This window comes from Thalassococcus sp. BH17M4-6, assembly GCF_049323015.1.
Classification (GTDB): domain Bacteria; phylum Pseudomonadota; class Alphaproteobacteria; order Rhodobacterales; family Rhodobacteraceae; genus Puniceibacterium.
The window spans coordinates 22162-44744 of the sequence record NZ_JBMPGU010000007.1 but is presented as its reverse complement, the minus strand read 5'-3'; the positions used below and the strand labels follow the sequence as shown (position 1 = coordinate 44744).

Below are 22583 nucleotides of genomic sequence, written 5' to 3'. Positions count from 1 at the left end.
AATATTCGGCAAGGGTCCATAAAACGTGGCGCAAAAAACGCAAGCGCTCAGGGTTTTGGTTCTGGGGGCAAACGGCAAGATTGGCAAGATGATCTGCCCCGTGCTGCGCGCTCATGGCGAAGAGCCGCTTGCGATTCGGACCGTTGCGCGCAGTTTGCAGGCAGACCTTGTCTGGAAGCCGGGCGACCCGCTGGCGGACTTGCCAGATTCGGATGCCGTGGTCGCGCTTTGGGGTGTGACACCGTCGCATGGCGGCGATCTGGCCGACAACACCGCGTTGGCAATCTGCGCGATGGAGATTGGCCAGGCGGTGGGGGCAGACCGCGTGCTGCACACCTCGACGGCCGCGGTCTATGCGACCGACGGGCAAGTCGCGACGGAGACCGATGTTCTGCGGCCCGGATCCGACTATGGCCGCGCCAAACGGGATATGGAGTCGGCATTGTGGGACTGGCAAAGGGCGCAGGATAGCGGGCCGAAACCCGTGGTGCTGCGCATCGGCAACGTCGTCGGTGCCGACAGCCTTTTTGCCGCCATCGGGCGAGGCGGGACGGTGACGTTGGACAGGTTCGAAAATGGCACAGGCCCCCGCCGGAGTTATATCGCGCCGGGTGACCTGGCCGGGTCCATCGCCGCGCTCTGCCATGCGCCGGCAGGCGATCTGGAGGCGGTCTACAACATCGCGGCCCCCGACGTGACCGAGATGGCCGCGCTTGCCATGGCCGCCGGGGCCGTTGTGGCCTGGCAGCCTGCGCCCGACACGGCGGTGCCGGTCGTGGCGTTGGAGACGACACGGTTGCAGCGGCTCTATGCCATGCCTGCACGCAGCGCGGACGCCACTTGGCAGGTGGCCGACTGGCGCAGATGGCAGGCGGCCGCATGACGTTGCCTAAACGGATTTTCGATGTGCTGGTCGCCTTTGGCCTGGGTATCCTGCTGATGCCGCTGATCCTGGCGGTGGCAGCGGCGATCCTGATCCGCGACGGCGGGCCGGTTCTGTATCGGTCAGAGCGGATGAAAACCGCGAGCCAGGGCTTCCAGCTGTGGAAATTCCGCACGATGAAGCCCGCGGCGGACGACCGCGGGGTGTCGGGCGGCGACAAGGCGGACAGGGTGACGGAAACCGGGCGGGTCCTGCGCCGCTACCGGCTGGACGAGCTGCCGCAGCTTTGGAACATCCTGCGCGGCGACATCAGCTTTGTCGGGCCGCGCCCGCCGCTGCGCCGGTATGTGGAAAAATTCCCGGATCTGTACGCCCGCGTCCTGCACAGCCGCCCGGGCATCACCGGAATGGCGACGCTGGCCTTTCATCGCCGCGAAGAAGAGCTGCTGGCGCCCTGTCGCACGGCGGATGAAACCGAAGCGGTCTACTGCCGCCGCTGCGTTCCGCGCAAGGCGCGGCTGGATCTGATCTATGCAGGCAAGCGGACGCTTTGCAGCGACGTGAAGCTGATGTTCGCGACGGTCTTTCGCCGCATTTCACTGCATTGAAGGGTTACTTCCGCAGCGTCTGAACCGTCGCGTCGCCCAGGAAGGCGCCCAGCCACTGCCGGGCATAGATCACGTAGCCCGACCGGTCGGTAACGAAGATCGATTCGAACGACTTGGCGTTGCCGGTGCAGACCACCGCCATCTGCCGGCCTTCGGTGTTGATCACGCCGCCCGCGATGCGCGCCGTGCCTTCGTGGCGCAGCGAACAGGTATAGTTCAGCGTCTCGATGATATCCTCGCCGTTCAGAAACCGCATGGCGTAAGGAACGGTGCCTTCGCGCCCGGTGCGGATCAGCTCCAGCAGCGCCTCGGGCTCGGACGACATCAGGTCGCCGCCCAGTCCGCGCGTTGCGGTGATCATGCCGCCGCGCAGGGTTGTCGATTGACGGGTCGAGGTGGCGTAGGTGTCATAAGGCCCGTTCTGTTCGATCCGCAGCATGATCGCCTGCGAATCCCGCGATTTCAGGTCGAACAGCATCAGCGGCGCGTTGGTCGAGCTGATCGCCGTCGCGACCTGCTGGTTCGACACGGCGGGCACCGGCTCTTCGGGTCGCAGCCCGGTGGATTGCACCAGCTGACGCACCACGTTGAACGGTTGCGGCGACGTGGTGTCGTTGCCGCAGGCCGCCAGGGCGGCGAGGGCCGTCACGAGGGTCGCAGTGATCGCAAAACGGCGCATCGTCATCTCCAGAATGTCCCCCAGGTCTTGGCCAGATCGGGCCGGTGATCGCTGCGGACCTGGTCATAAAGCCGCCCTCTGACGTTCAGCCGCGCGCCGCCGTCTCGGGTGAGGGACTGAATGCCGATGTTGCTGACCTGCTTGGACGCATTGCCCAGCGCCCAGCTGAGCGGGATGCTGAAGCGGATGCCCTTGTCGAACGATCCCTCGCCGAAATCCTCGGCCGACGCGTTGGTGAAGGTGGCATAGGCGCCGATCTTCCAGCCGTTGGCGAATTCCCGGTCCAGAGACACTGTGGCGCCGTAGTCCCCGGCCAAGTAGCGGCCCACGTCCAGCTGGCCGTGAAAGCCGTTGCCGAAGGCGTAATAGGCCGACACATGGCCGTTGAGGTCGGGAATTTCACCCGAGGGTGTGGTGTTGCTTTGCAGGCCGAAAAGCTGGTCGAAATCCCGCCGACGGACATAGTTCAGCTCTGCCCCGAGCGCGAGACGGCTGTCGACGGGTTTCCAGAGCAGTTCGGCCGAGGCGCCGGCGTACATCTCTTCCAGGTAACCCAAGGTTACGCGGCTGTAGAGGTCGGGGCCCGGACGCCCGTAATGCGCAAGTGTCAGGTATTCCAGCGCCGGATCGCCCTCGCGGGCATAGCGGCTGGTGGTGGTGCGGACCTGCGGCAGGCCGGTGTTGGGGGTCCGGTCGGAATCGCCCAGATTGCCCAGCAGTTTTTTCGTCACGGCACCCGAAAGCACGAAGCCCGGGGTCAGTTCATAGCTGCCGCGCAGGCGCAGGCCCAGATCGGCCCGCAAGGGCGCGTCGGGATCGAAATAGCCGACCGCCACATAGGGCGCGAAGGACCATGTCAGGCGGGGATAGATGCCCGGCTCGACCGCCGGGGCCTTGCCGAAGGCGTCGATGATCTGAGTGCGAGCCAACATCTCTGCCGCCGCTTCGTTTTCCAGCGCCTCGACATCCGACCGGCGCATCACGATGGCCGATGTGGGAATGCCGCTTTCGGTCGGGATGATCACGAATTCCTCGACCGACGCGGGCAGGTGGCGCGTCATCGCGCGGGCGCTGCGGCCCACGGCTTGCGGCACGCCCAGATAGGTCAGGTTGCGGATCCGCAGCGTCGCACGGCGGTCGGTGATGCTCAGCCCCTCAAGCCCGATCCCGTCGGTTTCCAGCGCCGAGGCGAGCTTGCGCTTCGCCGTGGGCACGGCATTGGGGTTCTGGGTCCAGCCCAGGTCATTCACGCTGTCTCGGGCGCGCACCTGCACCGGCAGGGGGGCCGTTTCGCTGCCGCCGGGGATGTAGCCTTTCTTGGGGTTCAGGACAAAGGTCACCTGAGCGCCGATCTCGGTCCCGTAGGCGTGGTAGAGCGACAGCTGGGTGCCCGAATCGAACCGGTAGTCGACGCCGAAGTTCCACGGCGAATTCCCGTCGAACTGCCCGGTGCGGCGTTCCTCGTCATAGTTGTCCGACGAATATTCCAGCTTGAAGGTCAGCTTGTCGTTGGGCGAATAGCTGACCCCGCCAAAGGCCGCCATGTCGCCGCGGAACCAACGGTCATAGGTCGGCACACCGCCGCGTCCGATCACCACCGCAGGCCGTACGCTGGGCGACGCGAAGGGTTTGTAGCTGCCGAACCGGCCCCAGCCGACACCGCCGGTCAGCCGCAGACCCGGTGCGACGGTTTTGGACGCGACGACATATTCGCCGCTGTAAAGCCCGGTGCCGATGAAATCCTGAAAGCCCAGCGTGACGGCGGGACGCAGACGCCCTTCGGTCAGAAGCTGGAACCGCATGTCGAAACTGCGGTCGTAGTAATCGCCGTCGAGGCTGGCGACGGTCACGAAATTCTGGATCGAAGAATAGCGGAAACTGCCCGAAATCCGCGGCGTGATCTGGAAGTTGATCGTCGTGCGGGTGTTGTCGCCAAAGGTTGACAGGGTCGTGGCCAGCGTCGCATCCGGTGCCGCATCCGCCGTGGGCATGTCCACCAGACCGGGCGAGCCGTAGAGGTTGTAGCTGACCGGACTTTCCGCCGGCGCCGACAGCGGTGCCGCGATCAGCGCACCGGTGGCCAGGCCCGCCAGCCAACGGGTATGAACGATGGACATCTTGGCGCAGCGGCGTCTGGTCATTCTGCGGGACATCATGGCGCTTCCACTCGGTCATCTGGGTATGGTTCTGTGCTATGCGGTTTCCGCGGGGCTGTCTATCCATCCGTTTGGCCACGGCAGGGGCTGTGGGATATAAAACACGGCCTCCGCCCGCCTTTTAACCGGACAGTTTTAATCGTTAAGGCCCCGGTAATGCCCCGCCTGTTAGCTCTGATCCCGGGTGAGAATGGAAGGTGGTGAGGATGAGTGCCGACAGCAATGTCGCGCCGGTCATCATCAAACGGAAAAAGGTTGTCGGCGGTGGTGGTCACCACGGCGGCGCGTGGAAGGTCGCTTACGCTGACTTTGTCACGGCCATGATGGCGTTTTTCATGTTGATGTGGCTGCTGAATGCGACAACCGAAAAACAGCGCAAGGGGATTGCCGATTACTTCAGCCCCACGATCGCGATCAGTCGCGTTTCGGGCGGGGGGGACGGGTCGATGGGCGGCGAGTCCGTCCTGTCGGAGAATACCCTTCCGCAGATGGGCACCGGCGCGACCAGCCTGCGACCGTCCGAAAGCGACCGGTCCCGTGGGACCGAAGCCGACGGACCCGCCGCAGCCGAGGTGGGCGACGGCGCCGACGAACAGGCTTTCGAGAAGATCGAGCAGATGTTGCTGGGCCGCAGCGGCGAAAGCATGGTGGCCGACGATCTGCTGGTGCACATCGTCACCCGCGTGACCGACGAGGGGCTGGTGCTGGAACTGTCGGACGCGCCCGGCGCGCCGCTTTTCGATGACGCCGACGCCCCGACCGAGGTGATGGAGCGGTTGGCGGGCATCATCGTTCGCGTGTCGGATGTGGTATCAAATTCCCTGGCCATCGAAGGGCATGTGCGCACCGCCCCGATCGTGGTGGCAAGCGACCGCAGCTGGGACCGGTCTGCCGACCGCGCCGCAACTGTCCGTGACCTGCTGACGGGCGGGGGGCTTGATTCCCGGCGTATTTCCCGTGTCGCTGCCCATGCCGACCGCGAACCGGTGCGGCGCAACCTCATGGACATCCGCAACAACCGGATCGAAGTGATCTATCTGCGCCGTCCCTGAACATCGGGGCGGCGACAAGTCCGTTGGATTTTATCTGTTAGCCTGCCGTTAAACCGCCGTGCGTATCTGTGCTTTCGACAAACAGTCGATACAGCAGAAAGGCGTGTCCATGACGATCTCCTCCTCTCTCAATGCCGGTGTCGCGGGCCTGGCATCGAATGCCAGCCGTCTGGCCACCATTTCGGACAACATCGCGAATTCGGCGACCTACGGGTACAAGCGGGTCGAGGCGGATTTCGAATCCATGGTCATCTCCTCGGCCGGCGGCAGCTATTCGGCGGGTGGCGTGCGTGTCACCACCCAACGCCTGATCGACCAGAACGGATCTTTGGTTTCCACGAACAACGCCACCGATCTTGCGGTCCGGGGCCGTGGATTCCTGCCCGTCGCCCGCGCGACCGAGGTCGAGGCCGACAACGGGTCTGCGCAGATGCTGCTGACGACAACCGGATCGTTCCGCACAGATTCCGAAGGGTACCTGCGCACCGAATCCGGCCTTGTCCTGCTGGGCTGGCCCGCAACGGCGGATGGCACCATCCCGACCCTGCCGCGCGACACCGACGAAGGGCTGGAGCCTGTGCGCATCAACGTCAACCAATTCTCGGGCGAACCCACGACCCGGATGACGCTGGGCGTGAACCTGCCCGCAACCGAGACCTATTTCGATTCCTCCGGCGATCCGCTCGACCTGTCGGTGGAATATTACGACAACCTTGGCGTATCCGAGAATGTGCAGGTCACCTTTACCCCGACCATCCCGGCGACCGGCACCTCCAACACCTGGACCATGACACTGATGGACACCGCAACGCCGGGCACGGTGATCGGGGAATACGAACTGACCTTCGACGATTCTCGCGCCAGCGGCGGCACGCTGACCAGCGTCACGACCATTTCCGGCGGCGCTTACGATCCGGCCAGCGGCGCGCTGATCGTGGATGTCGAGGGCGGCCCGATCGAGATCAACATCGGCGTGCCGGGGGAAAGCGACGGGCTGACGCAGCTGTCGGACAGTTTCGCGCCGCTCAACATCTCCAAGGACGGATCGCCGGTGGGCAACATGACCTCGGTCGAGGTGGACGAGAACGGCATGGTCCACGCCTTCTTTGACACCGGCATCACGCGCACGATCTTCCAGGTGCCGCTGGTCGACCTGCCCAACCCGAACGGCATGGTGGCGCTTGACCGGCAGGTCTACATGCCCTCGCCCGAGAGCGGCAGCTATTTCCTGTGGAACGCGGCGGACGGCCCCACCGGTGACATCATCGCCTATGCACGCGAGGAATCGGCGACCGACGTGGCGAGCGAGCTTACGGACCTGATCCAGACCCAGCGCGCCTATTCGTCGAACGCCAAGGTGATCCAGACCGTCGACGAGATGCTGCAGGAAACCACCAACATCAAACGCTGATCCGTTACCGGCGCATAGCCAAAGGGGGCCACCGCAATGTCACTGACCGGAGCTTTGTCCAACGCGCTCAGCGGGATGACCGCGAACAGCCGCGCGGCCAGCCTGGTGTCGGCCAATATCGCCAACGCCCTGACCGACGGCTACGGGCGGCGCGAACTGGTGACATCGCCCAGCCAGGTGGGCCACGGCGGCGTCATGGTGAACGGCGTGCTGCGGCACGGCGATCCGGTGGTGCTGTCGGACCGGCGGCAATCGGATGCCGGTCTCGGCTTTGCCGACGGGCTGCAAAGCTATGCCACCTGGGCTGAACGCACCATCGGCGCGGCGGACGATCCCGGGTCACTCACCGGCCAGATCGCCGCGTTCGAGAATGCGTTGATCACCGCCGCCAGCAATCCGTCCTCGACCGCGCGGCTGGAAACCGTGGCGCGGTCCGCCGATGCCATCGCGCAGACGCTGAACACCCTGTCGGGCGCGGTCCAGGGCAAACGGGAAGAGGCCGACCGCACCATCGCGCGGCAGGTCGACACGATCAACACGACGCTCAGGCAGGTCGAGGACCTCAACACTCAGATCGCCCGCACGGTGCGATTGGGCCGCGATGCCTCGAGCCTGATGGACAGCCGACAGCGGGCCATCGACGGCATATCGGACATGATCCCGCTGCGCAGCGTTGCGCGCGAAGATGGCGTCGTGGCGCTTTTCTCGACCGGCGGCACCGTGCTGCTGGACGGCTCTGCCACGCAGTTGGACTTCAGCCCGACACCGGTGATTGCGCCGCACATGACGCAATCCGGGGGGCTACTGTCTGGCATCACCATCAACGGTCGTCCCGTCGATTCCTCGGGCAACGGGCCGCTTTCGGGGGGGGCTCTGGCGGCGCAGTTCCAGATCCGCGACACTGAAGGCACCGGCCTGCAGGCGCAGCTTGACGGCGTTGCGCGCGACCTCATCGAACGCTTCGGCGCGGGCGGTCCCGACGCCACGATCGCACCCGGTCAGCCGGGCCTGTTCACCGATGCCGGGCTGGCCTTCGTTCCGGCGGACGAGACCGGGATTGCCGGGCGCATTGCGCTCAACACCGCGGTCGATCCCGATACCGGAGAAGTCTGGCGCTTGCGCGATGGCCTGGACGCCGCCACCCCCGGCGAGGTCGGCAATGCCGCCCTGCTGCAGGCCAGCCATGCCGCGCTGGGCGCAACCACCGTGCCCGGCTCCGCCGCGCTCGACCCGGTGGCGCGGGGCGTGTCGGGCCATGTTGCGGCCCTGACGTCCGATGTCGCGTCCTTCCGGGTGCAGACCGATGCGAGTGTCAGCTTTGCCCAGGCCCAGAACCTTGCCCTGCTGGAGCTTGAGCTGGGGCAGGGGGTCGATACCGACCGGGAACTGCAGATGCTGATGCAGATCGAACAGAATTACGCCGCCAATGCCCGCGTCATGTCCGTCGTCGACGAGATGATGCAGGCGATGCTCAGACTCTAGGGAGATCAGGATGCAATCCATCGGTGACATGGCGCAGGCGCTTGTCCTCAGGCACCGCAACACGCAGATCCGCCAGCAGATCGACCGGCTGGGGCTCGAGCTGTCCACGGGCATCGCGTCCGACCCGGCCAAGCATCTTTCGGGCGATGTCACGACGTTGGCCACGCTTGATCGCAGCCTGTCGGTGCTCGAGGGCTTCCGGATCGCCACGACCGAGGCCGGCCATCTGACCGGCGTCATGCAGACCACGCTGGGCCATGTCCAGGACCGGACAGAGGCGCTTTCGCTGTCGCTGCTGCAATCGGATATTCAGGTGACCGACACGTCGCGCGCAGCGCTGGCAGAGCAGGCCGGCACCGCGCTCGATACCGTTCTGCGCGACCTCAACACCACCGCCGGGGGGCGGACACTGTTCGGCGGGGTCGCCACCGACCGCAACGCCGTCGCGTCATCGGACACGCTGATCGCAGATCTGCGCGTCGCCCTGGCGGGTCAAACCACGCTGACGGGGATAGAGGGCGCGCTGGATGCGTGGTTCGACACCCCGGGCGGCGGATTCGAAACCCAGACCTACCTCGGCTCCACCACCAGCCTGGCCCCGCTGCAGCTTGGCCCGTCCGAGGCGGCAACGCTCGATATCCGCGCCGATGATCCGGTGTTCCGCGATACGCTCAAGGCGCTGGCGTTGGCGACGCTTTCCGGCGATCCGGTGCTGAACCTGCCGCAGGATCTGCGCGGCGACATGCTGGCCAGCGCCGGGGACGCGCTGCTTCAGACCCAGCCTCAGCTGACCGAGTTGCGCGCCGGTCTGGGCCTTCTCGAACACCGGATCGAGGACACCGTGACCCGCAACGCCGCGGAAAAGGCCAGCACCGAAATGGCGCGGCTCAACCTGATCAGCGTCGATCCTTACGAGACCGCGACGCAGCTGGAAAATGCGCAGCTGCAACTGGAAAGCCTTTATGCGGTCACGGTCCGCGCCTCGCGCCTGTCCCTGACGGAGTTCCTGCGATGATCGGGTTGCGCGCAGCGATCTGCGCCCTCGCCCTAATCTGTCTGGGACTGGCACCGCGAGCCGATGCGCAGACCGTGCGGATCAAGGACCTCGTGGAATTCGACGGCGTTCGGTCGAACGACCTGGTCGGCTATGGCCTTGTGGTCGGGCTCAACGGCACCGGCGACGGGCTGCGCAATGCGCCCTTCACCGAAGACATCATGTCCAACATCCTCGAACGGCTTGGCGTCAACGTCACCGGAGAGCAGTTTCGCCCCAAGAACGTCGCTGCGGTCTTTGTCACCGGGCGTTTGCCCCCGTTCGCCCGCAGTGGCGGCCAGATCGACGTGACGGTTTCGGCCATCGGCGACGCCAAAAGCCTTTTGGGCGGGACGCTGATCATGACACCGCTCAATGCCGCAGACGGGCAGATCTATGCCGTGGCGCAGGGCACCGTGATCGCCGGCGGGGTCGAGGCCGAAGGCGATGCCGCGCGCATCGTGCAGGGCGTGCCAACCTCGGGCGTGATTCCGGCAGGGGCCCGCGTCGAACGCGAAATCGACTTTGATTTCAGTGAATTGTCCAGCCTGCGGCTGGCCCTGCGCGAACCGGATTTCACCACGGCGGCGCGGATCGAAACCGCGATCAACCGCAGCTTTGGCCGTGGCACCGCACGCATGCTGGATTCAGGCACCGTGAACGTCGATCTGGTGGCCTCGGGCGCACGCTCCCCCGCGCATGCGGTGGTGGATATCGAGAACCTGCCGGTGCAGCCGGAACGCCGCGCGCGGGTGGTCGTCGACCAACGATCGGGCACCATCGTCATGGGCGAGGATGTGCGCATCTCTCGCGTGGCTGTTTCGCAGGGCAACCTGACCCTGCGCATCGAGGAAGCGCCGATCGCGGTGCAGCCCAACCCCTTTGCGGCGGGCGAAACCGTGGTGGTGCCGCGCACGAACATCGGCGTGGCGGACGATCCGGGCATCAGCCTGGCCGAGGTTCCGGGCGGCACTTCCCTTTCCGAGGTGATTGCCGGTCTGAACGCCCTGGGCGTGTCGCCCCGCGATATGATCGACATCCTCAAGAGCATCAAGGCCGCAGGCGCCCTGCACGCGGAATTCGTGGTCATGTAGCGCCTGCAAAAGGCGCGTGATGAGAGATTCTTAAGGCTTGCGTGACACCGTCCGCAGCACCGCGAAGGAGATTTCCAGATGCTTGGACTGATCGGGATCGTTGTCATCTTTGTCATGGTGTTCGGGGGGTATCTGGCCGCCGGCGGCAAACTTGGCATCATCCTCAAGAGCCTGCCGTTCGAGATGATGATGATCGGCGGCGCCGCCGTCGGGGCCTTCATGATCAGCAACGACACGTCGGTGGTGAAACACACCGCAAAGGACATCGCAAAGGTCTTCAAGGGTCCGAAATGGAAGGCCGAGGATTACCGCGATCTGTTGTGCCTGCTGTTCGAACTGGTTCGGCTGGCGCGGCAAAGCCCCGTCGCGATCGAGGAACATGTGGAGGATCCGGACGCCTCCTCGATCTTCGGCAAGTACCCCAAGATCCAGGGCGACCGCGAAGCGATCGAGTTGATCTGCGACACCCTGCGCTCTGTCTCGATGAACTACGACGATCCGCACCAGGTCGAGGAGGTGCTGGAAAAGCGGATGGAGGCGACGCTGCACCACCGCATGCACTCCAGCCATGCGCTGCAGGCCGTCGCCGACGGGCTGCCCGCCCTGGGGATCGTGGCCGCGGTTCTGGGCGTGATCAAGACCATGGGTTCCATCGACCAGCCGCCCGAGGTGCTGGGCAAGCTCATCGGCGGCGCGCTTGTCGGCACGTTTCTGGGGGTGTTTCTGGCCTATGGCCTGGTCGGGCCGTTTTCGGCCAAGGTCAAGGCGGTTGTCGAGGAAGACAGTCATTTCTACCAGCTGATCCGCGAGGTGCTGGTCGCGAATCTGCACAACCACGCCACCAACATCTGCATTGAGGTGGGGCGTCAGAACACCCCGGCGCATTGCCGCCCCAGCTTTGTCGATCTGGAGGAAGCCCTGAAAGCCGTAAAACAGGATGCCGCGTGATGCGTCTTTTGATTTTCTGCCTATTGCTCTGCGCACCGCAGTTGCTGGTGGCGCAGCCGTTGACCGTGCGGTCGGGGGAACATGGCAGCTTTACTCGGATCGTCATTGACCTGCCCGGCGCACGCGACTGGACCCTGCAAAAGCGTTCGGATCCCCGCGGCTACCGGCTGACCCTGCCGGGGCTGGATGCGGGATTTGATCTCGACCGGGTGTTCGACCGCATAGACCGAAACCGGGTCGCCGCGCTGACGCCGGGCGACGGGGGCGGTGTGCTCGATCTCGAACTGGCCTGCGACTGCGTCATCGATGCGGGCCTGCAGGGGGGGCGAATGCTGGTTCTGGACGTGGCGCAAGCGGCTGACACAGCCGCGCCCGAAGCGCAGGAGGCGGGCGATATCCGCGCGCAGTTCACCACGATCCGGCAGGGTGACAATCCGGGGATCGGGCCGCCCGTGGCGGCCGCTGCGGCCCTGGCCCCGGCCTGGCAGGTGCCGGAGTTTGAAGAAGCCGATCCGCAAGAGGCCGACCTGGAAAAGCAGTTTGCCAACGAACTGGCTGCCGCTGCCAGCCAGGGTCTTCTGAAACCCGCGCTGCGCACTGAGCCGCAGCCGGTCGTGCCCCACGCACCGGAAACGCCCGAAACGCACCACACCGCAGAACACGCGGACAAGGTCGAGGCGACCCTCGCCGAGCTGTTCCTGACCGAGGGACCGGAGGCGGGGCGCATTCTCCTCAGCGGCAATCGCTGCATCCCGAACGCGCAGCTCGATTTTGAAAGCTGGGCGGATGAGAGGCCGCTTTACGCCCAGATCGGTGATCTGCGGCGGCGGCTGAGCACGGAACTGGACCGCAGCGATCCCGAGGCCCTTGGCGCCCTCGCCCGGCTGTACCTGCACTACGGATTCGGGGCTGAGGCCCAGGCGCTTCTGCCGCTCGCCCCGGTGCCGGAGTCCCCGACCCTGACCGCGCTTGCGCAGATTCTGGACGAGAGTGGCGACGCGGAGCTGTTTGCGCAACAGGCGGATTGCGACAGCGCGGCTGCGCTCTGGGCGATGCTGGCGCCAGGGCGCGATCCGTCGGTCGAGGTGAACACGACATCCGTCCTGCGCGCGTTCGAGGCGCTGCCCACGCATCTGAAGTCTCACCTGGCAGCCCGGCTGAGCACGGCGCTGCACGACGCGAACCAATCCGATGCCGCGGCCAGCGTGCTGGCGCGCACCGGGCGCGCGGTGCCCGAACCAGGCGCTGATGTTGCCCTGGCGGCCGCGCAACAGGCGGCGCAGGACGCACCGTCGCCGCAGGTGATGTCGGACATTGCCGACATCGCGCGCACGGCCGACCCGGCCGCGTCTTCTGCGGCGGTGGAGACACTGATCGCGCTGTCCGCCGAACAGGACACCCCGGTGGATCCGGACATCACCGCGCTCGCTTCGGCCTACGTGACCGAATATCGGGGCGCGGCAGAGGCGGAAAACCTGTGGCGCGCGCATGTCAGGGCGCTTCTGGCCCAAGGCGCTTTTGCCGAGGCGCTGGACCAGATCGCGACCACCCCGGATATCGCCTCGGACGCGCGCGGTGCCCTGAGGGCCGAGGCGCTGGAGGTGCTCACCGAAAAGGCCAGTGACCTGACCTTTCTGCGGCACGTTCTGTCGGACCTGAAACCGGACACGTTGCCGATTTCGGCGCAGACCCGTGACCAGACCCTCGCCCGTATGCTGGACCTGGGACTGGCCGATGCGGCGCTGACGCTGATCGACGGCCAGGCGCCGGACCAATCCAGCCGGGACCTGCGGCTTTTGCGCGCCCGCGCGCTTCTGGAACTCTTGCAACCCGAAGAGGCCGAGATCGCGCTGATCGGTCTGCGGGGGCCGGAGGCGCAGGCGCTGCGGACCCGCGCGCGGCTGCAGATGGGCGATTATGCCTACGCGCAGACCGCGCTTGAGGCCGATGGCGACAGCGAGGCGGCGCTGGATGCCGCGTGGATCGCCGGCGATCTGGCCACGGTGGCGGAGCGCGAGGCCGGTGCCCTGTCCGCGGCGGCAAGCCTGCTGCAAACGTCACGCACCGCACCGCAGGCGGACGAGGACCCGTCGCTCGCCGCGACCGACGCGCTGGCCACGGCCAGCGGTGCCGCGCGCAGCACGTTGCGCGCGCTTCTGGAGGAAACCCGGCTGGCGCCGGAGCCGACGAATTAGCGGCCCCGTGGTTACGAAAAACTAACCATAGCTGCGTAGGTCTGATCCCACCGCCCGGCCGCAGGATACCGCCCCGATGATCGCGCAGAAAAGCCCGTCCTTCTTTCGCCCAACGATTCTTCTCGCCGTTGCGCTGATGGCGGTGATCGTGATGATGATCCTGCCGGTTCCCGCCTTCGTGCTCGACATCGGGCTGGCGGCGTCCTTCGCGCTGGCGATCCTGATCTTCACGGTCACGCTCTTCATCGAACGGCCACTGGATTTTTCGGCCTTCCCGACGATCCTTCTCGCCTCGCTCATGTTGCGGTTGTCGCTCAACGTGAGTTCGACCAAGCTCATCATCGGGCAGGGCCACACCGGCACCCATGCCGCCGGCGACGTGATCCAGGGCTTTGCCAACTTCGTCATGGGCGGCAGCATCTTCATGGGGCTGGTGGTCTTTGGCGTGCTGATGATCGTCAATTTCACCGTAATCACCAAGGGTGCCGCCCGCATGGCCGAGGTCGGCGCGCGCTTCGCGCTCGACGGCATGCCGGGCAAGCAGCTGGCCATCGACAGCGATATGTCCGCCGGGGCCATCGACCATGCCGAAGCCAAGGAACGGCGCACCACCGAACTTCAGGAAACGACTTTTTTCGGATCGCTCGACGGGGCGTCGAAATTCGTCAAGGGCGATGCGGTGGCGGGCCTGCTGATCACGCTGCTGAATCTGGTGATGGGGATGATCATGGGGGTGTTCGTGCACGGCATGCCCATGGGCCTAGCGTTCGAAACCTATGCCATCCTCACGGTCGGCGACGGGCTGGTGTCGCAAATCCCGGCGGTCATCATCTCGATCGCCTCGGCGCTGCTGTTGGCGCGGGGCGGCGCGACCGGCGCGACCGACCTTGCAATCCTGGGCCAGCTGGGCCGTCATCCCGCGGCACTTGGCACCGTCGCGGTACTGATGGCGCTTTTCGCGCTGGTGCCGGGCCTGCCGTTCCTGCCCTTCATCGCCGGGGCGGGCGTTCTGGGCGGCGCCGCGCTGCACATGGCCCGCAAGGCCAAGGCCGCGCCGCCCCTTCCGGTGGAAGAGGCTGAGGCGCCAAAGACCGGGCCGCGCCCCATCGGCGACGTGCTGGATCTGGAGGATATCCACGTCGAATTCGCCCCCGATCTGGTCAATATGGTGCTGGATCCCGGTACCGGTCTGGACATCCGGATCGCCAACATGCGCACCCATGTGGCGGCGACCTACGGTCTGATCCTGTCGGAAATCCGGCTGACCGATGCCGCGGCGCTGGCCACCGGCACCTACGTGATCCGCATCCATGGCGTCGAACTGGCGCGCGGCGTGCTCAACCCCGATCTGGTGCTGGCGCTGGTGCCCGATGGCCAGTCGGCCATGCCCGACGGCAAGGATGTGCACGAACCGGTCTATGGTGCCCCGGCCCGCTGGATCAAACCCGAGGATCAGGAACGCGCAGCCCTGACCGGCGTGACCATCGTCACCCCCGCCGAGGTGCTGGCCACACATCTGCTCGAGGTGATCAAACGCAACTTTGCCCGTCTGCTGACCCTCAAGGCACTGCGGCGGCTGCTGGATGAAATGGTCACGCTCAGCAACTCCGACAGGGCCGAGGCGAACCGGCGGCTGCTGGACGAACTCATTCCCGACAAGGTGCAGATCGACACGCTGCACGCCGTGCTGCGGCTGCTGCTGGACGAACAGGTGTCGATCCGCAACCTGCCGCTGATCCTCGAGGCGGTGGCGGAAACGCGGGGTCAGAATGCACGGCCTGACGCGATCTGCGAACATGTGCGTCAGCGGTTGGGCTTTCAGATGGTCGCCAATCTGCGGCGGGCGGATGGCACCATTCCCCTGATCCAGCTCGACCCGGAGTGGGAGACGCTGTTCAACACCTACCAGATCGAGGCTGACCGTGGCGGCATCGACGTGGCCCTACCGCCCGAAGCCTTCGAGTCTTTGACCGCTGGCGTCGCGTCCGAAGTCGCCGAAGCGGGCAACCGCGGGGTGTTTCCGGTCGTCGTGACCTCGGCCCGCAGGCGGCGGTTCCTGCGCACGGTCCTGTCGGCCAAGGGCATTACCAACCCCGTGATGTCGTTCGAGGAAATCGGGCTCGAGGCACGGCCGTCGCTGGTTGGCATGGTGGCGGCATGACGCCGCTGGCGCAGCTTGCTGAAATCTTGCCGCCGGTCGCCTGGATGCTCTTTGGTATCTTCCTGCGCGTCGGCGCGGCGATGGCGGTGCTGCCAGGCCTTGGCGAACGCATGATCCCGGTCCGCGTGCGGCTTCTGATCAGCCTTGCCATGACCGCCATCGTCGCGGCGGCGATCTGGCCGGGGCCGCCCATGCCCGCGCCCGGCATCGGATCTCTGGCGCGGCTCGTGGCAACGGAAACGATCGTCGGGCTGGCGCTGGGGCTGGGGCTGCGGCTGATTGTGCTGGCCCTGCAAACCGCCGGATCCATCGCCGCGCAATCCACGTCGCTGTCGCAACTGGCGGGCAATTCGGGCGCCGATCCGATGCCCGCCATGGGCAATCTGCTGATGATCGCCGCGCTGGCGCTGATGATGGTCGCCGGGCTGCACGTGAAGATCGCGGCGCTCTTCATCTTTTCCTATGATATCCTGCCGTTCGGTCTGTTTCCCGACCCCGGCATCCTGGCCGACTGGGCGCATGGCCATGTGACGCGGATCTTCGCGCTGGCGTTCACCTTGGCGGCGCCCTTTGTTATCCTGTCGATCCTCTATAACCTGACGCTGGGCGTGATCAATCGGGCCATGCCGCAGCTGATGGTGGCGTTTGTCGGGGCGCCGGTAATCACCTTCGGCGCCATCGGCCTTTTGTTCGTGACGGCCCCCCTGATCCTGAGCGTCTGGCTGCAGGCGATGGACGGGTTCCTGTCCGATCCGTTCGGAGGCCCCTGATGTCGCAACAGGACGAGGCGGAAAAGTCGCTCGAACCCTCGGCCCGCAAGCTCGAGGAATCGCGCAAGAAAGGCGAGATTGCGCGCTCGGCCGACATTCTGGTGGCGACGGGGTACGGCGGGCTGTTTCTCGTGGCCGTCGCGATTGGGCCTGTGACGCTCTTCGGCTTTGGCGATGCGCTGATCGGCCTGATCGACAGGCCCGATGTGTTGGCCCGCGAATTTTTCGCTGACGGCAGCAGCCTGCCCGTGGGCCAGCTGATCGGCTCGGTGATCTGGCCGGTGCTGCCCTGGGTCACTGTGCCGGCGCTACTGGTCGTGGCGGTGCTGATCGCGTCGCGCGGGCTGCTTTTCACGCCAAGCAAGCTGAAACCCAAGGGGTCGCGGCTGTCGGTGATCCAGAACGCCAAGAACAAATACGGTCGCAGCGGCCTGTTCGAATTCGCGAAAAGCTTTACCAAGCTCATGATCTATTCCCTCGCGCTGGCGCTTTTCCTGAGCGCAGAGCTGCCGCGGATCGCGGGAAGCCTGCAGGGTGGCGCGCACGGGGTGATGCAGCTTATGGGCGGTCTCGTGCTGCGGTTCATGGGGATCGTCGTGGTGATCGCGGCAGTCATCGGCGGCATCGATTTCATGTGGCAGCGGCAGGAGCATCTGCGCCGCAACCGCATGTCGCACAAGGAAATGCGCGACGAGTTCAAGGACACCGAAGGTGATCCGGCGATGAAACAGCACCGCCGCGCCCAGGCGCAGGAAATCGCGATGAACCAGATGATGGCCGACGTACCGAAGGCCAGCGTCGTGATCGTCAACCCGACCCACTACGCCGTCGCGCTGCGGTGGGACCGCGCCAGCGGCGGCGCGCCGGTCTGCGTGGCCAAGGGCGTGGATGCCACGGCCGCGCGCATCCGTGAGGTGGCAGAGGCGTCGAAGATTCCGATCCATTCCGACCCGCCGACCGCCCGAGCGCTTTATGCGATGGTCGAGATCGGCCATCAGGTCAGCGCGGATCACTACCGCGCCGTGGCCGCCGCCATCCGGTTTGCCGATGACATGCGCCGGAAGGCCCGTGCGCGCGGGGGCCGGGCATGACCGATCTTGCCGCCCTCGCCCGCATCGCCGCCCTCACCGAAGACCGCGCGCTGGCCCGCCTGCGCGAAGTCCAGGAGGAGGAACAGCGCCTGCGCGCCGAACTGGACGAGATCGAGGCGCTGCGCTGCGCGTCGGTCCAGGATGCCGAGCGCGCGCACGCCAGGCGCATTTCGGGGGCTGAGGCACAGTGGCAGGGATGGCTGGTTCAACGCCGCATGGCCCTGAACCAGGAATTGATCCTGCTGCAGATCAAGAAGGCAGAGCGTCAGGACAGGGCGCGCGAAATGCACGCCCGCGCAAATGTCAGCCGGTCGCTGGCCGAGGCGCAGGCGCAGGAGATCCTTGGCCGCCGCCGCACGGCAGAAGAGGCGGCACTCGCGCAGCTGGTCCTGCTGCGGGCGTCAGGCTGAGTCCGATCAGGCGTCCTGCCGGACAATCTCGGTGATCAGAACATCGCTGACCGTGTTGCCTGCGGTACGGCGCGCGGTTTCCAGAAGCGCACGCCGCAGAATCGTCATGTTCCGGGTCTGGGTGAACGCCCCCTCGAAGCCGCCGATATTGGCGTGATCGAACAGCACCTGAAGAAAACCGTCGCGCAGCTTCGGCTCAAGCCGGTAGACCGCCTCGGTCTCGCCCGCGCCGATCTCGAGGCTGATGGACAGCACGACCAGCGCCGACACATGCTCTTTGGCGATCAGCGGTACGACGAACTGGTTGCTCATCTTGATGTAGTCGTGGCTCGCCGCCTCATGCTCATCACGGGTGGGAAGTTCCGCCTCTGCATGCGTGCCCTCGGACGGCGGCACGCAGTCGGTGGCGTGGGCCTCCTCCTTCTTCTCCGCAGGGGCGGGCTTGAGGAACACACCGGCCCCGACGCCGCCGCCGATGCCGATCAGGGCCAGAAGAACGGGAAGCAGTTTGCGCATGTCTGGGATCCTTCAGAACGGCAGGACAACATCAAGCACCTGCTGTCCGTACCTGGGTTGCTGGACATCGGTGATCTGGCCGCGCCCGCCATAGGAAATCCGGGCCGAAGCGATCTTGTCATACGTGATCTCGTTCTTACGCGAGATATCGGCCGGCCGGACAAAACCGGTGATCAGCAATTCGCGCAGTTCGAAATTCACCCGCACCTCCTGACGGCCCTGGATCGCCAAAACGCCGTTGGGCAGCACCTCTGTGATGGTGGCGGCGACGCGCAGCGTCAGCTTTTCCTTCCGTCGCACCGATCCGTCGCCCTTGGACCCGCTGGAGCTGTTGATCGACACCGCCTCGTCCAGGCTGGCGCCGTCGGTGATCTGCTGGTTGATCCTTTGCGGCAGGCCGAACAGCTGCGGAATGCCCAGATCCTCGGAGCCGGATCGCGATCGTGCGGTGGAATTCGAGATTTCCGCCTTGTCGTCGATCTCGATCACTACGGTCATGATGTCGCCCCGTGTCATGGCGCGGCGGTCGCCCAGAAGCGACTGCCGACCGCCATCCCAAAGCGACGCGTTGTCGATCTCGCGGTTGGAGGGCAGGGTGCTGGGCAGGCTGGCGTAGACCATCGCCTCGTGCTCCGCGCCCTTGGTGACGGGGGTAAAGCTGGGTTCCTTGCCCAGGTGATCGAGGCGGCTGCAGGCCGACAGTGCAAGACAGGCGCAGCTTGCGACGACAAGGGTTTTGACGGTCATGGGAGTCCTCATGGGGCGACGCGGATGGAGCCGCCTTCCAGCACGGTGCCGAAAAGGCTGGTCTTGGATGACAGGTTCATGACGCGCACCCGGTCGCCCACGGCGCCCCGGGCCAGCGCGCGGCCTTCGGATGTGATGCGCAGCCCGCCGCGTTCAAAGACAAGCTCGACGATCTGGTTGCGGTCGACAATGGCGGGGGGGCCGAGATGGCCGAAAAGGATGGGCCTGCCCGGGTAGATCGACACGCGGGCCTCCTGTCCGATCACCTCGTCCAGGCTGGCATAGCTGCCGTCGATGCTTTCGTGGTTCAGGGTGACGGCATCCTGCGTCACGATCTCCTGCGCGCGGATGGTGCGCAGGGCGACCACGGTTTCGGCGCTGACGGACAGCGGCAGAAGCAGGGCGAGAAAAAGAGCGAAACAGCGCATCAGCGGATCTGCGTCGTGGCGCCGAGCATCTGGTCGGCGGCGGAAATGACCTTGGAATTGAGCTCGTACCCGCGCTGCGCCTCGATCAGTTCGGTGACTTCGCGTACCGCATCGACCGAACTGTCCTCAAGGTAGCCTTGCCGCAGGGTGCCCAACCCCTCTTGCCCCGGGGTGGTGACCAGCGCCGGGCCGGAGGCTTCGGTTTCGGTGAAAAGGTTGCCGCCGATCGCCTCGAGCCCCTTTGCATTGGTAAAGCCTGCAAGCGAGAACTGCCCCAGTAGCTGCGCCTCGGCCGCTTCGGCGAAATAGGCATAGACCTCGCCCGCGCCGTTGATCGATATGCTGCGCGCATCGTCGGGGATCACGATCTCGGGCGAGACGGGAAAGCCGTCCGACGTGACGATCAACCCTTCGGCGCTGCGTTTCAGACCGCCATCGCGGGTATAGGCGGCCTGGCCCGAGGGCAGCGTCACCTCGAGGTAGCCCAGCCCTTCGATGGCGACATCCAGGTCGCCGTTTGTGGCCGAAAGGGCACCCTGCTGCATCTGCATCGACACCGCCGCGGGCCGGACGCCCAGCCCCAGCTGCACGCCGGTGGGCAGCACCGTGCCGTCGGTGGCGTTCACGGCCCCGGCCCGCGCCAGCTGCTGATAGTGCAGATCGGCGAATTCGGCGCGGCGGGCGTTGTAGCCCGTCGTGGTCATGTTTGCGAGGTTGTTCGAGATCACCTCGACCCGCATCTGCTGGGCGCTCATCCCGGTGGCGGCGATTTTCAGGGCACGCATGCTGTGGGTCCTTCCCTAGCGAACAAAGGTCTTGAGCGCGCTGCGCACGCGTTCGTTTTCGGCATCCAGAAAGCTCTGACCCATTTCATAGGCCCGCTGCACCTGAATCATCCGGGCGATCTGGCCGATGGGATCGACATTCGACCCCTCGATAAAGCCCTGCACGACGCGGGGATTTTCCACCGGGGCAAAGCCTCCATCGGCGCGGAACATCACGCCGGCCTGGCGTTCCAGATCGGTTGGATCGTTGGGCATCATCACTCCCAGCTGCCCGATCGGGTGCCCTTGGGTGCTGAGAGTGCCATCCTGCGCGATGGCCAGATCGGTGGCATCCGGCGGTACGAACAGCGGCGCGCCGCCCAGGTCCAGCACCGGATAGCCGTCGGGCGTGACCAGATCGCCCGCCGCATTGGTGCTGAAGGCGCCCGCGCGGGTCAGTTTTTCGCCCTCGGGCGTCTGGATCAGAAAAAAGCCGTCGCCCTCGATCGCCACATCCAGCAATCCGCCGGTCTGGGTCAGGGTGCCCTGCTGCATCGAAGTGCTGCGCAGCCGCGCGCTGGCCATGGAAATGCTTTGGTTGTCTTCGACCGGGACGACGAATTCGGAAAACACCAGTCCCTCTTGCCGGAACCCGGTCGTGGCGGTGTTGGCGATATTGTTGGCGATGATCTGCATTTCGCGCATCAGGCCGGACTGGCGGGTGAGCGTCGTGTAGGTGGTGCTTTCCAAATCAGCCTCCGACGATGATGGGGATCAGGTGGTCTTGAAAGAAGGACACCAGCGTTTCGGTCATGAAGCTCATCGACATCCAGAAGGCGACGATGATGCAGCCAAGTTTCGGAACGAAGGTCAGGGTCATTTCCTGGATCGAGGTGAGCGCCTGGAAAAGGCCCACGGTCACCCCGGCCACCAGCGCGGCCGCAAGGATCGGCACGCTGGTGATCGTGGCGATCCACAGGCCCTGTCGCAACGTGTCGAAGAAGATCGATTCGGTCAGCATCAGACCGGCATCCGCAGGATTTCCTGGTAGGCCTCGACCACCTTGTTTCGTACCGCGACCGCCGCTTCGACGGCGATTTCGGACTGTGCCAGCGCCTGGACAAGCGCATGCGGATCGGCACCGCCAATCATTGCCGACTGCGCCGTGGCTTCGGTCTCCTGCAGGGTCTGGATGAAATCCTTGGCGGCGTTGGCGGCAGCCGCTTGCGGGCCCGCGGCTGCGGGATCGGGCGCCATGTTGGGCAGAGCGGCGGCATATTTCTGAGCGGCAAAAAGCGATCGGACGTCCATTCTGGTCTCCAATTTCTGTCAGGGGGTTAGCGGCGCAGCAGGTCCATCAGGCTCGAGGACATGTTGCGCGCCTGTTCGAACATTTTCAGGTTCGCCTCGTAGCTGCGCTGTGCTTCGCGCGCGTCGGCGATTTCGATGATGAGATCGACATTCGATCCCTCGTAGATGCCCTCGGCATTGGCCAGCGGATGCGCCGGGTCGAACACCTCGGGCAATTCGGAGCGGTCGAGATTGACATCCCCGGTCTGCACCAGCGTCCGGTCGCGCATGTCGGTCTGCATCTCGAACGGGATGGTCTTGCGCCGGTAGCCGGGTGTATCGGAATTGGCGATGTTTTCGGACAGGATGCGCAAGCGCATCGCCTGCGCCTTGAGCCCGCTGGCCGAAACGGAGAGAGAATCGGAAAAATCGGTCACGAGGGATGTCCTTGATCAAGCGCGGCCGATGCTCGCGCGCAGAATGTTTAGGCCGGAGCGGTAGATCGCCAGCGCCCGGTCGTGCTGACGCTTGGCATCGACTGCGATGACCATTTCAGTCTCGACCGATACGGTGTTGCCATTGGGATCTTGTGCCGAACGGCTCAGGCTGACGGGCACAGCGGTGGCGTCGGCGCGGCCATGCAGATGGCCCGTACGGGTGGCGCGCTGCCCTGTGACGCCGTCCCGATCCCGTACCAGATCTGCAAAGGCGATGACGGTCGCGGCCCGGTATCCGGGCGTGTCGGCATTGGCGATGTTCTGCGCGCTCTGGGCCTGTTGAAAGCCTGCGTGCCGGGCCATCGCCATGGCGGTTTTGAGAATGTCCAGGTTCTGGAACATCGGGGCTTCTCCCTCGATCAACTTCA

General features: G+C 65.5%; 24 protein-coding genes. 13 read left to right on the top strand and 11 right to left on the bottom strand.

Going from position 1 to position 22583, the window contains the following annotated elements; all coding sequences use genetic code 11:
• Window positions 1-25 precede the first annotated feature (25 nt).
• Together ACOXXX_RS11440 and ACOXXX_RS11435 are read left to right on the top strand one after the other, a co-directional pair.
• Window positions 26-883 carry an NAD-dependent epimerase/dehydratase family protein gene (locus ACOXXX_RS11440; protein ID WP_422826722.1) on the top strand — a complete coding sequence of 286 codons (858 nt, stop codon included), beginning with the start codon at window positions 26-28 and terminating at the stop codon, window positions 881-883.
• Window positions 880-1491, top strand: coding sequence for a sugar transferase (locus tag ACOXXX_RS11435; RefSeq protein ID WP_422826721.1), 612 nt, complete (start codon window positions 880-882; stop codon window positions 1489-1491). The genes ACOXXX_RS11440 and ACOXXX_RS11435 overlap by 4 nt, the downstream gene beginning before the upstream one ends.
• Before the next feature lie 4 nt (window positions 1492-1495).
• On the opposite strand, the gene ACOXXX_RS11430 is transcribed toward ACOXXX_RS11435, so the two are convergent.
• Together ACOXXX_RS11430 and ACOXXX_RS11425 are read right to left on the bottom strand one after the other, a co-directional pair.
• Window positions 1496-2170, bottom strand: a complete 675-nt coding sequence (locus ACOXXX_RS11430) for a YjbF family lipoprotein (protein WP_422826720.1) — start codon at window positions 2168-2170, stop codon at window positions 1496-1498.
• A gap of 2 nt (window positions 2171-2172) precedes the next feature.
• Complete coding sequence (locus ACOXXX_RS11425) at window positions 2173-4311, bottom strand: YjbH domain-containing protein (RefSeq protein ID WP_422826719.1); 2139 nt, start codon at window positions 4309-4311, stop codon at window positions 2173-2175.
• Window positions 4312-4532: 221 nt separating this feature from the next.
• Here ACOXXX_RS11425 and ACOXXX_RS11420 point away from each other — a divergent pair, with 221 nt between their 5' ends.
• The 11 genes from ACOXXX_RS11420 to ACOXXX_RS11370 all read left to right on the top strand — a co-directional run bounded on the left by ACOXXX_RS11420 (window position 4533) and on the right by ACOXXX_RS11370 (window position 17973).
• Complete coding sequence (locus ACOXXX_RS11420; RefSeq protein WP_422826718.1) at window positions 4533-5378, top strand: flagellar motor protein MotB; 846 nt, start codon at window positions 4533-4535, stop codon at window positions 5376-5378.
• 109 nt (window positions 5379-5487) lie between these two features.
• Window positions 5488-6789, top strand: coding sequence for a flagellar hook protein FlgE (locus ACOXXX_RS11415; protein WP_422826717.1), 1302 nt, complete (start codon window positions 5488-5490; stop codon window positions 6787-6789).
• Window positions 6790-6825: 36 nt separating this feature from the next.
• The gene (flgK, locus tag ACOXXX_RS11410; RefSeq protein WP_422826716.1) at window positions 6826-8271 is read left to right on the top strand and encodes a flagellar hook-associated protein FlgK; all 1446 of its coding nucleotides are present in this window, start codon (window positions 6826-6828) and stop codon (window positions 8269-8271) included.
• A gap of 10 nt (window positions 8272-8281) precedes the next feature.
• Window positions 8282-9286: a flagellin gene (locus ACOXXX_RS11405; protein WP_422826715.1), complete on the top strand. Its 1005-nt coding sequence runs from the start codon at window positions 8282-8284 to the stop codon at window positions 9284-9286.
• A complete protein-coding gene (locus ACOXXX_RS11400) occupies window positions 9283-10398 on the top strand; it encodes a flagellar basal body P-ring protein FlgI (RefSeq protein ID WP_422826714.1) in 1116 nt (371 codons plus the stop codon). Before ACOXXX_RS11405 ends, ACOXXX_RS11400 begins: the two co-directional genes overlap by 4 nt.
• 78 nt (window positions 10399-10476) lie before the next feature.
• Window positions 10477-11346, top strand: coding sequence for a flagellar motor stator protein MotA (motA, locus tag ACOXXX_RS11395; RefSeq protein WP_422826713.1), 870 nt, complete (start codon window positions 10477-10479; stop codon window positions 11344-11346).
• Window positions 11346-13541, top strand: coding sequence for a hypothetical protein (locus tag ACOXXX_RS11390; protein ID WP_422826712.1), 2196 nt, complete (start codon window positions 11346-11348; stop codon window positions 13539-13541). The genes motA and ACOXXX_RS11390 overlap by 1 nt, the downstream gene beginning before the upstream one ends.
• A gap of 76 nt (window positions 13542-13617) precedes the next feature.
• Complete coding sequence (gene flhA / locus ACOXXX_RS11385) at window positions 13618-15702, top strand: flagellar biosynthesis protein FlhA (protein ID WP_422826711.1); 2085 nt, start codon at window positions 13618-13620, stop codon at window positions 15700-15702.
• A complete protein-coding gene (locus tag ACOXXX_RS11380; protein WP_422826710.1) occupies window positions 15699-16472 on the top strand; it encodes a flagellar biosynthetic protein FliR in 774 nt (257 codons plus the stop codon). Before flhA ends, ACOXXX_RS11380 begins: the two co-directional genes overlap by 4 nt.
• Entirely contained in the window at window positions 16472-17563 is a 1092-nt protein-coding gene (locus ACOXXX_RS11375) for an EscU/YscU/HrcU family type III secretion system export apparatus switch protein (protein ID WP_422826709.1), read from the top strand. The genes ACOXXX_RS11380 and ACOXXX_RS11375 overlap by 1 nt, the downstream gene beginning before the upstream one ends.
• Window positions 17560-17973 carry a hypothetical protein gene (locus tag ACOXXX_RS11370; protein WP_422826708.1) on the top strand — a complete coding sequence of 138 codons (414 nt, stop codon included), beginning with the start codon at window positions 17560-17562 and terminating at the stop codon, window positions 17971-17973. The genes ACOXXX_RS11375 and ACOXXX_RS11370 overlap by 4 nt, the downstream gene beginning before the upstream one ends.
• Before the next feature lie 6 nt (window positions 17974-17979).
• On the opposite strand, the gene ACOXXX_RS11365 is transcribed toward ACOXXX_RS11370, so the two are convergent.
• The 9 genes from ACOXXX_RS11365 to ACOXXX_RS11325 are packed head-to-tail and all read right to left on the bottom strand — an operon-like array spanning window position 17980 to window position 22557.
• Window positions 17980-18489, bottom strand: coding sequence for a flagellar basal body-associated FliL family protein (locus ACOXXX_RS11365; RefSeq protein WP_422826707.1), 510 nt, complete (start codon window positions 18487-18489; stop codon window positions 17980-17982).
• Window positions 18490-18501: 12 nt separating this feature from the next.
• A complete protein-coding gene (gene flgH / locus ACOXXX_RS11360; RefSeq protein WP_422826706.1) occupies window positions 18502-19236 on the bottom strand; it encodes a flagellar basal body L-ring protein FlgH in 735 nt (244 codons plus the stop codon).
• An 8-nt stretch (window positions 19237-19244) separates the two neighbouring features.
• Window positions 19245-19664, bottom strand: a complete 420-nt coding sequence (gene flgA / locus ACOXXX_RS11355) for a flagellar basal body P-ring formation chaperone FlgA (protein WP_422826705.1) — start codon at window positions 19662-19664, stop codon at window positions 19245-19247.
• Window positions 19664-20449 (bottom strand): flagellar basal-body rod protein FlgG, encoded by a 786-nt coding sequence (gene flgG / locus ACOXXX_RS11350; RefSeq protein WP_422826704.1) that lies wholly within the window; start codon window positions 20447-20449, stop codon window positions 19664-19666. Before flgG ends, flgA begins: the two co-directional genes overlap by 1 nt.
• 15 nt (window positions 20450-20464) lie before the next feature.
• Window positions 20465-21178 (bottom strand): flagellar hook-basal body complex protein, encoded by a 714-nt coding sequence (locus ACOXXX_RS11345; RefSeq protein WP_422826703.1) that lies wholly within the window; start codon window positions 21176-21178, stop codon window positions 20465-20467.
• A 1-nt stretch (window position 21179) separates the two neighbouring features.
• The gene (locus ACOXXX_RS11340) at window positions 21180-21449 is read right to left on the bottom strand and encodes a flagellar biosynthetic protein FliQ (protein WP_422826702.1); all 270 of its coding nucleotides are present in this window, start codon (window positions 21447-21449) and stop codon (window positions 21180-21182) included.
• Window positions 21449-21739 carry a flagellar hook-basal body complex protein FliE gene (gene fliE / locus ACOXXX_RS11335; protein WP_422826701.1) on the bottom strand — a complete coding sequence of 97 codons (291 nt, stop codon included), beginning with the start codon at window positions 21737-21739 and terminating at the stop codon, window positions 21449-21451. The genes ACOXXX_RS11340 and fliE overlap by 1 nt, the downstream gene beginning before the upstream one ends.
• A gap of 26 nt (window positions 21740-21765) precedes the next feature.
• On the bottom strand, window positions 21766-22155 hold the full coding sequence (gene flgC, locus ACOXXX_RS11330; RefSeq protein ID WP_422826700.1) for a flagellar basal body rod protein FlgC: 390 nt from the start codon (window positions 22153-22155) through the stop codon (window positions 21766-21768).
• A gap of 15 nt (window positions 22156-22170) precedes the next feature.
• Complete coding sequence (locus tag ACOXXX_RS11325; RefSeq protein ID WP_422826699.1) at window positions 22171-22557, bottom strand: FlgB family protein; 387 nt, start codon at window positions 22555-22557, stop codon at window positions 22171-22173.
• Between the last annotated feature and the right edge of the window lie 26 nt (window positions 22558-22583).

What these genes read in the sequence shown, in the direction of transcription:
- ACOXXX_RS11435 (WP_422826721.1), top strand. Translation starts at nt 880, where the DNA reads ATGACGTTGCCTAAACGGATTTTCGATGTGCTGGTCGCCTTTGGCCTG.
- ACOXXX_RS11430 (WP_422826720.1), bottom strand. Translation starts at nt 2,170, where the DNA reads ATGCGCCGTTTTGCGATCACTGCGACCCTCGTGACGGCCCTCGCCGCC.
- ACOXXX_RS11425 (WP_422826719.1), bottom strand. Translation starts at nt 4,311, where the DNA reads ATGACCAGACGCCGCTGCGCCAAGATGTCCATCGTTCATACCCGTTGG.
- ACOXXX_RS11420 (WP_422826718.1), top strand. Translation starts at nt 4,533, where the DNA reads ATGAGTGCCGACAGCAATGTCGCGCCGGTCATCATCAAACGGAAAAAG.
- ACOXXX_RS11415 (WP_422826717.1), top strand. Translation starts at nt 5,488, where the DNA reads ATGACGATCTCCTCCTCTCTCAATGCCGGTGTCGCGGGCCTGGCATCG.
- flgK (WP_422826716.1), top strand. Translation starts at nt 6,826, where the DNA reads ATGTCACTGACCGGAGCTTTGTCCAACGCGCTCAGCGGGATGACCGCG.
- ACOXXX_RS11405 (WP_422826715.1), top strand. Translation starts at nt 8,282, where the DNA reads ATGCAATCCATCGGTGACATGGCGCAGGCGCTTGTCCTCAGGCACCGC.
- ACOXXX_RS11400 (WP_422826714.1), top strand. Translation starts at nt 9,283, where the DNA reads ATGATCGGGTTGCGCGCAGCGATCTGCGCCCTCGCCCTAATCTGTCTG.
- motA (WP_422826713.1), top strand. Translation starts at nt 10,477, where the DNA reads ATGCTTGGACTGATCGGGATCGTTGTCATCTTTGTCATGGTGTTCGGG.
- ACOXXX_RS11390 (WP_422826712.1), top strand. Translation starts at nt 11,346, where the DNA reads ATGCGTCTTTTGATTTTCTGCCTATTGCTCTGCGCACCGCAGTTGCTG.
- flhA (WP_422826711.1), top strand. Translation starts at nt 13,618, where the DNA reads ATGATCGCGCAGAAAAGCCCGTCCTTCTTTCGCCCAACGATTCTTCTC.
- ACOXXX_RS11380 (WP_422826710.1), top strand. Translation starts at nt 15,699, where the DNA reads ATGACGCCGCTGGCGCAGCTTGCTGAAATCTTGCCGCCGGTCGCCTGG.
- ACOXXX_RS11375 (WP_422826709.1), top strand. Translation starts at nt 16,472, where the DNA reads ATGTCGCAACAGGACGAGGCGGAAAAGTCGCTCGAACCCTCGGCCCGC.
- ACOXXX_RS11370 (WP_422826708.1), top strand. Translation starts at nt 17,560, where the DNA reads ATGACCGATCTTGCCGCCCTCGCCCGCATCGCCGCCCTCACCGAAGAC.
- ACOXXX_RS11365 (WP_422826707.1), bottom strand. Translation starts at nt 18,489, where the DNA reads ATGCGCAAACTGCTTCCCGTTCTTCTGGCCCTGATCGGCATCGGCGGC.
- flgH (WP_422826706.1), bottom strand. Translation starts at nt 19,236, where the DNA reads ATGACCGTCAAAACCCTTGTCGTCGCAAGCTGCGCCTGTCTTGCACTG.
- flgA (WP_422826705.1), bottom strand. Translation starts at nt 19,664, where the DNA reads ATGCGCTGTTTCGCTCTTTTTCTCGCCCTGCTTCTGCCGCTGTCCGTC.
- flgG (WP_422826704.1), bottom strand. Translation starts at nt 20,449, where the DNA reads ATGCGTGCCCTGAAAATCGCCGCCACCGGGATGAGCGCCCAGCAGATG.
- ACOXXX_RS11340 (WP_422826702.1), bottom strand. Translation starts at nt 21,449, where the DNA reads ATGCTGACCGAATCGATCTTCTTCGACACGTTGCGACAGGGCCTGTGG.
- fliE (WP_422826701.1), bottom strand. Translation starts at nt 21,739, where the DNA reads ATGGACGTCCGATCGCTTTTTGCCGCTCAGAAATATGCCGCCGCTCTG.
- ACOXXX_RS11325 (WP_422826699.1), bottom strand. Translation starts at nt 22,557, where the DNA reads ATGTTCCAGAACCTGGACATTCTCAAAACCGCCATGGCGATGGCCCGG.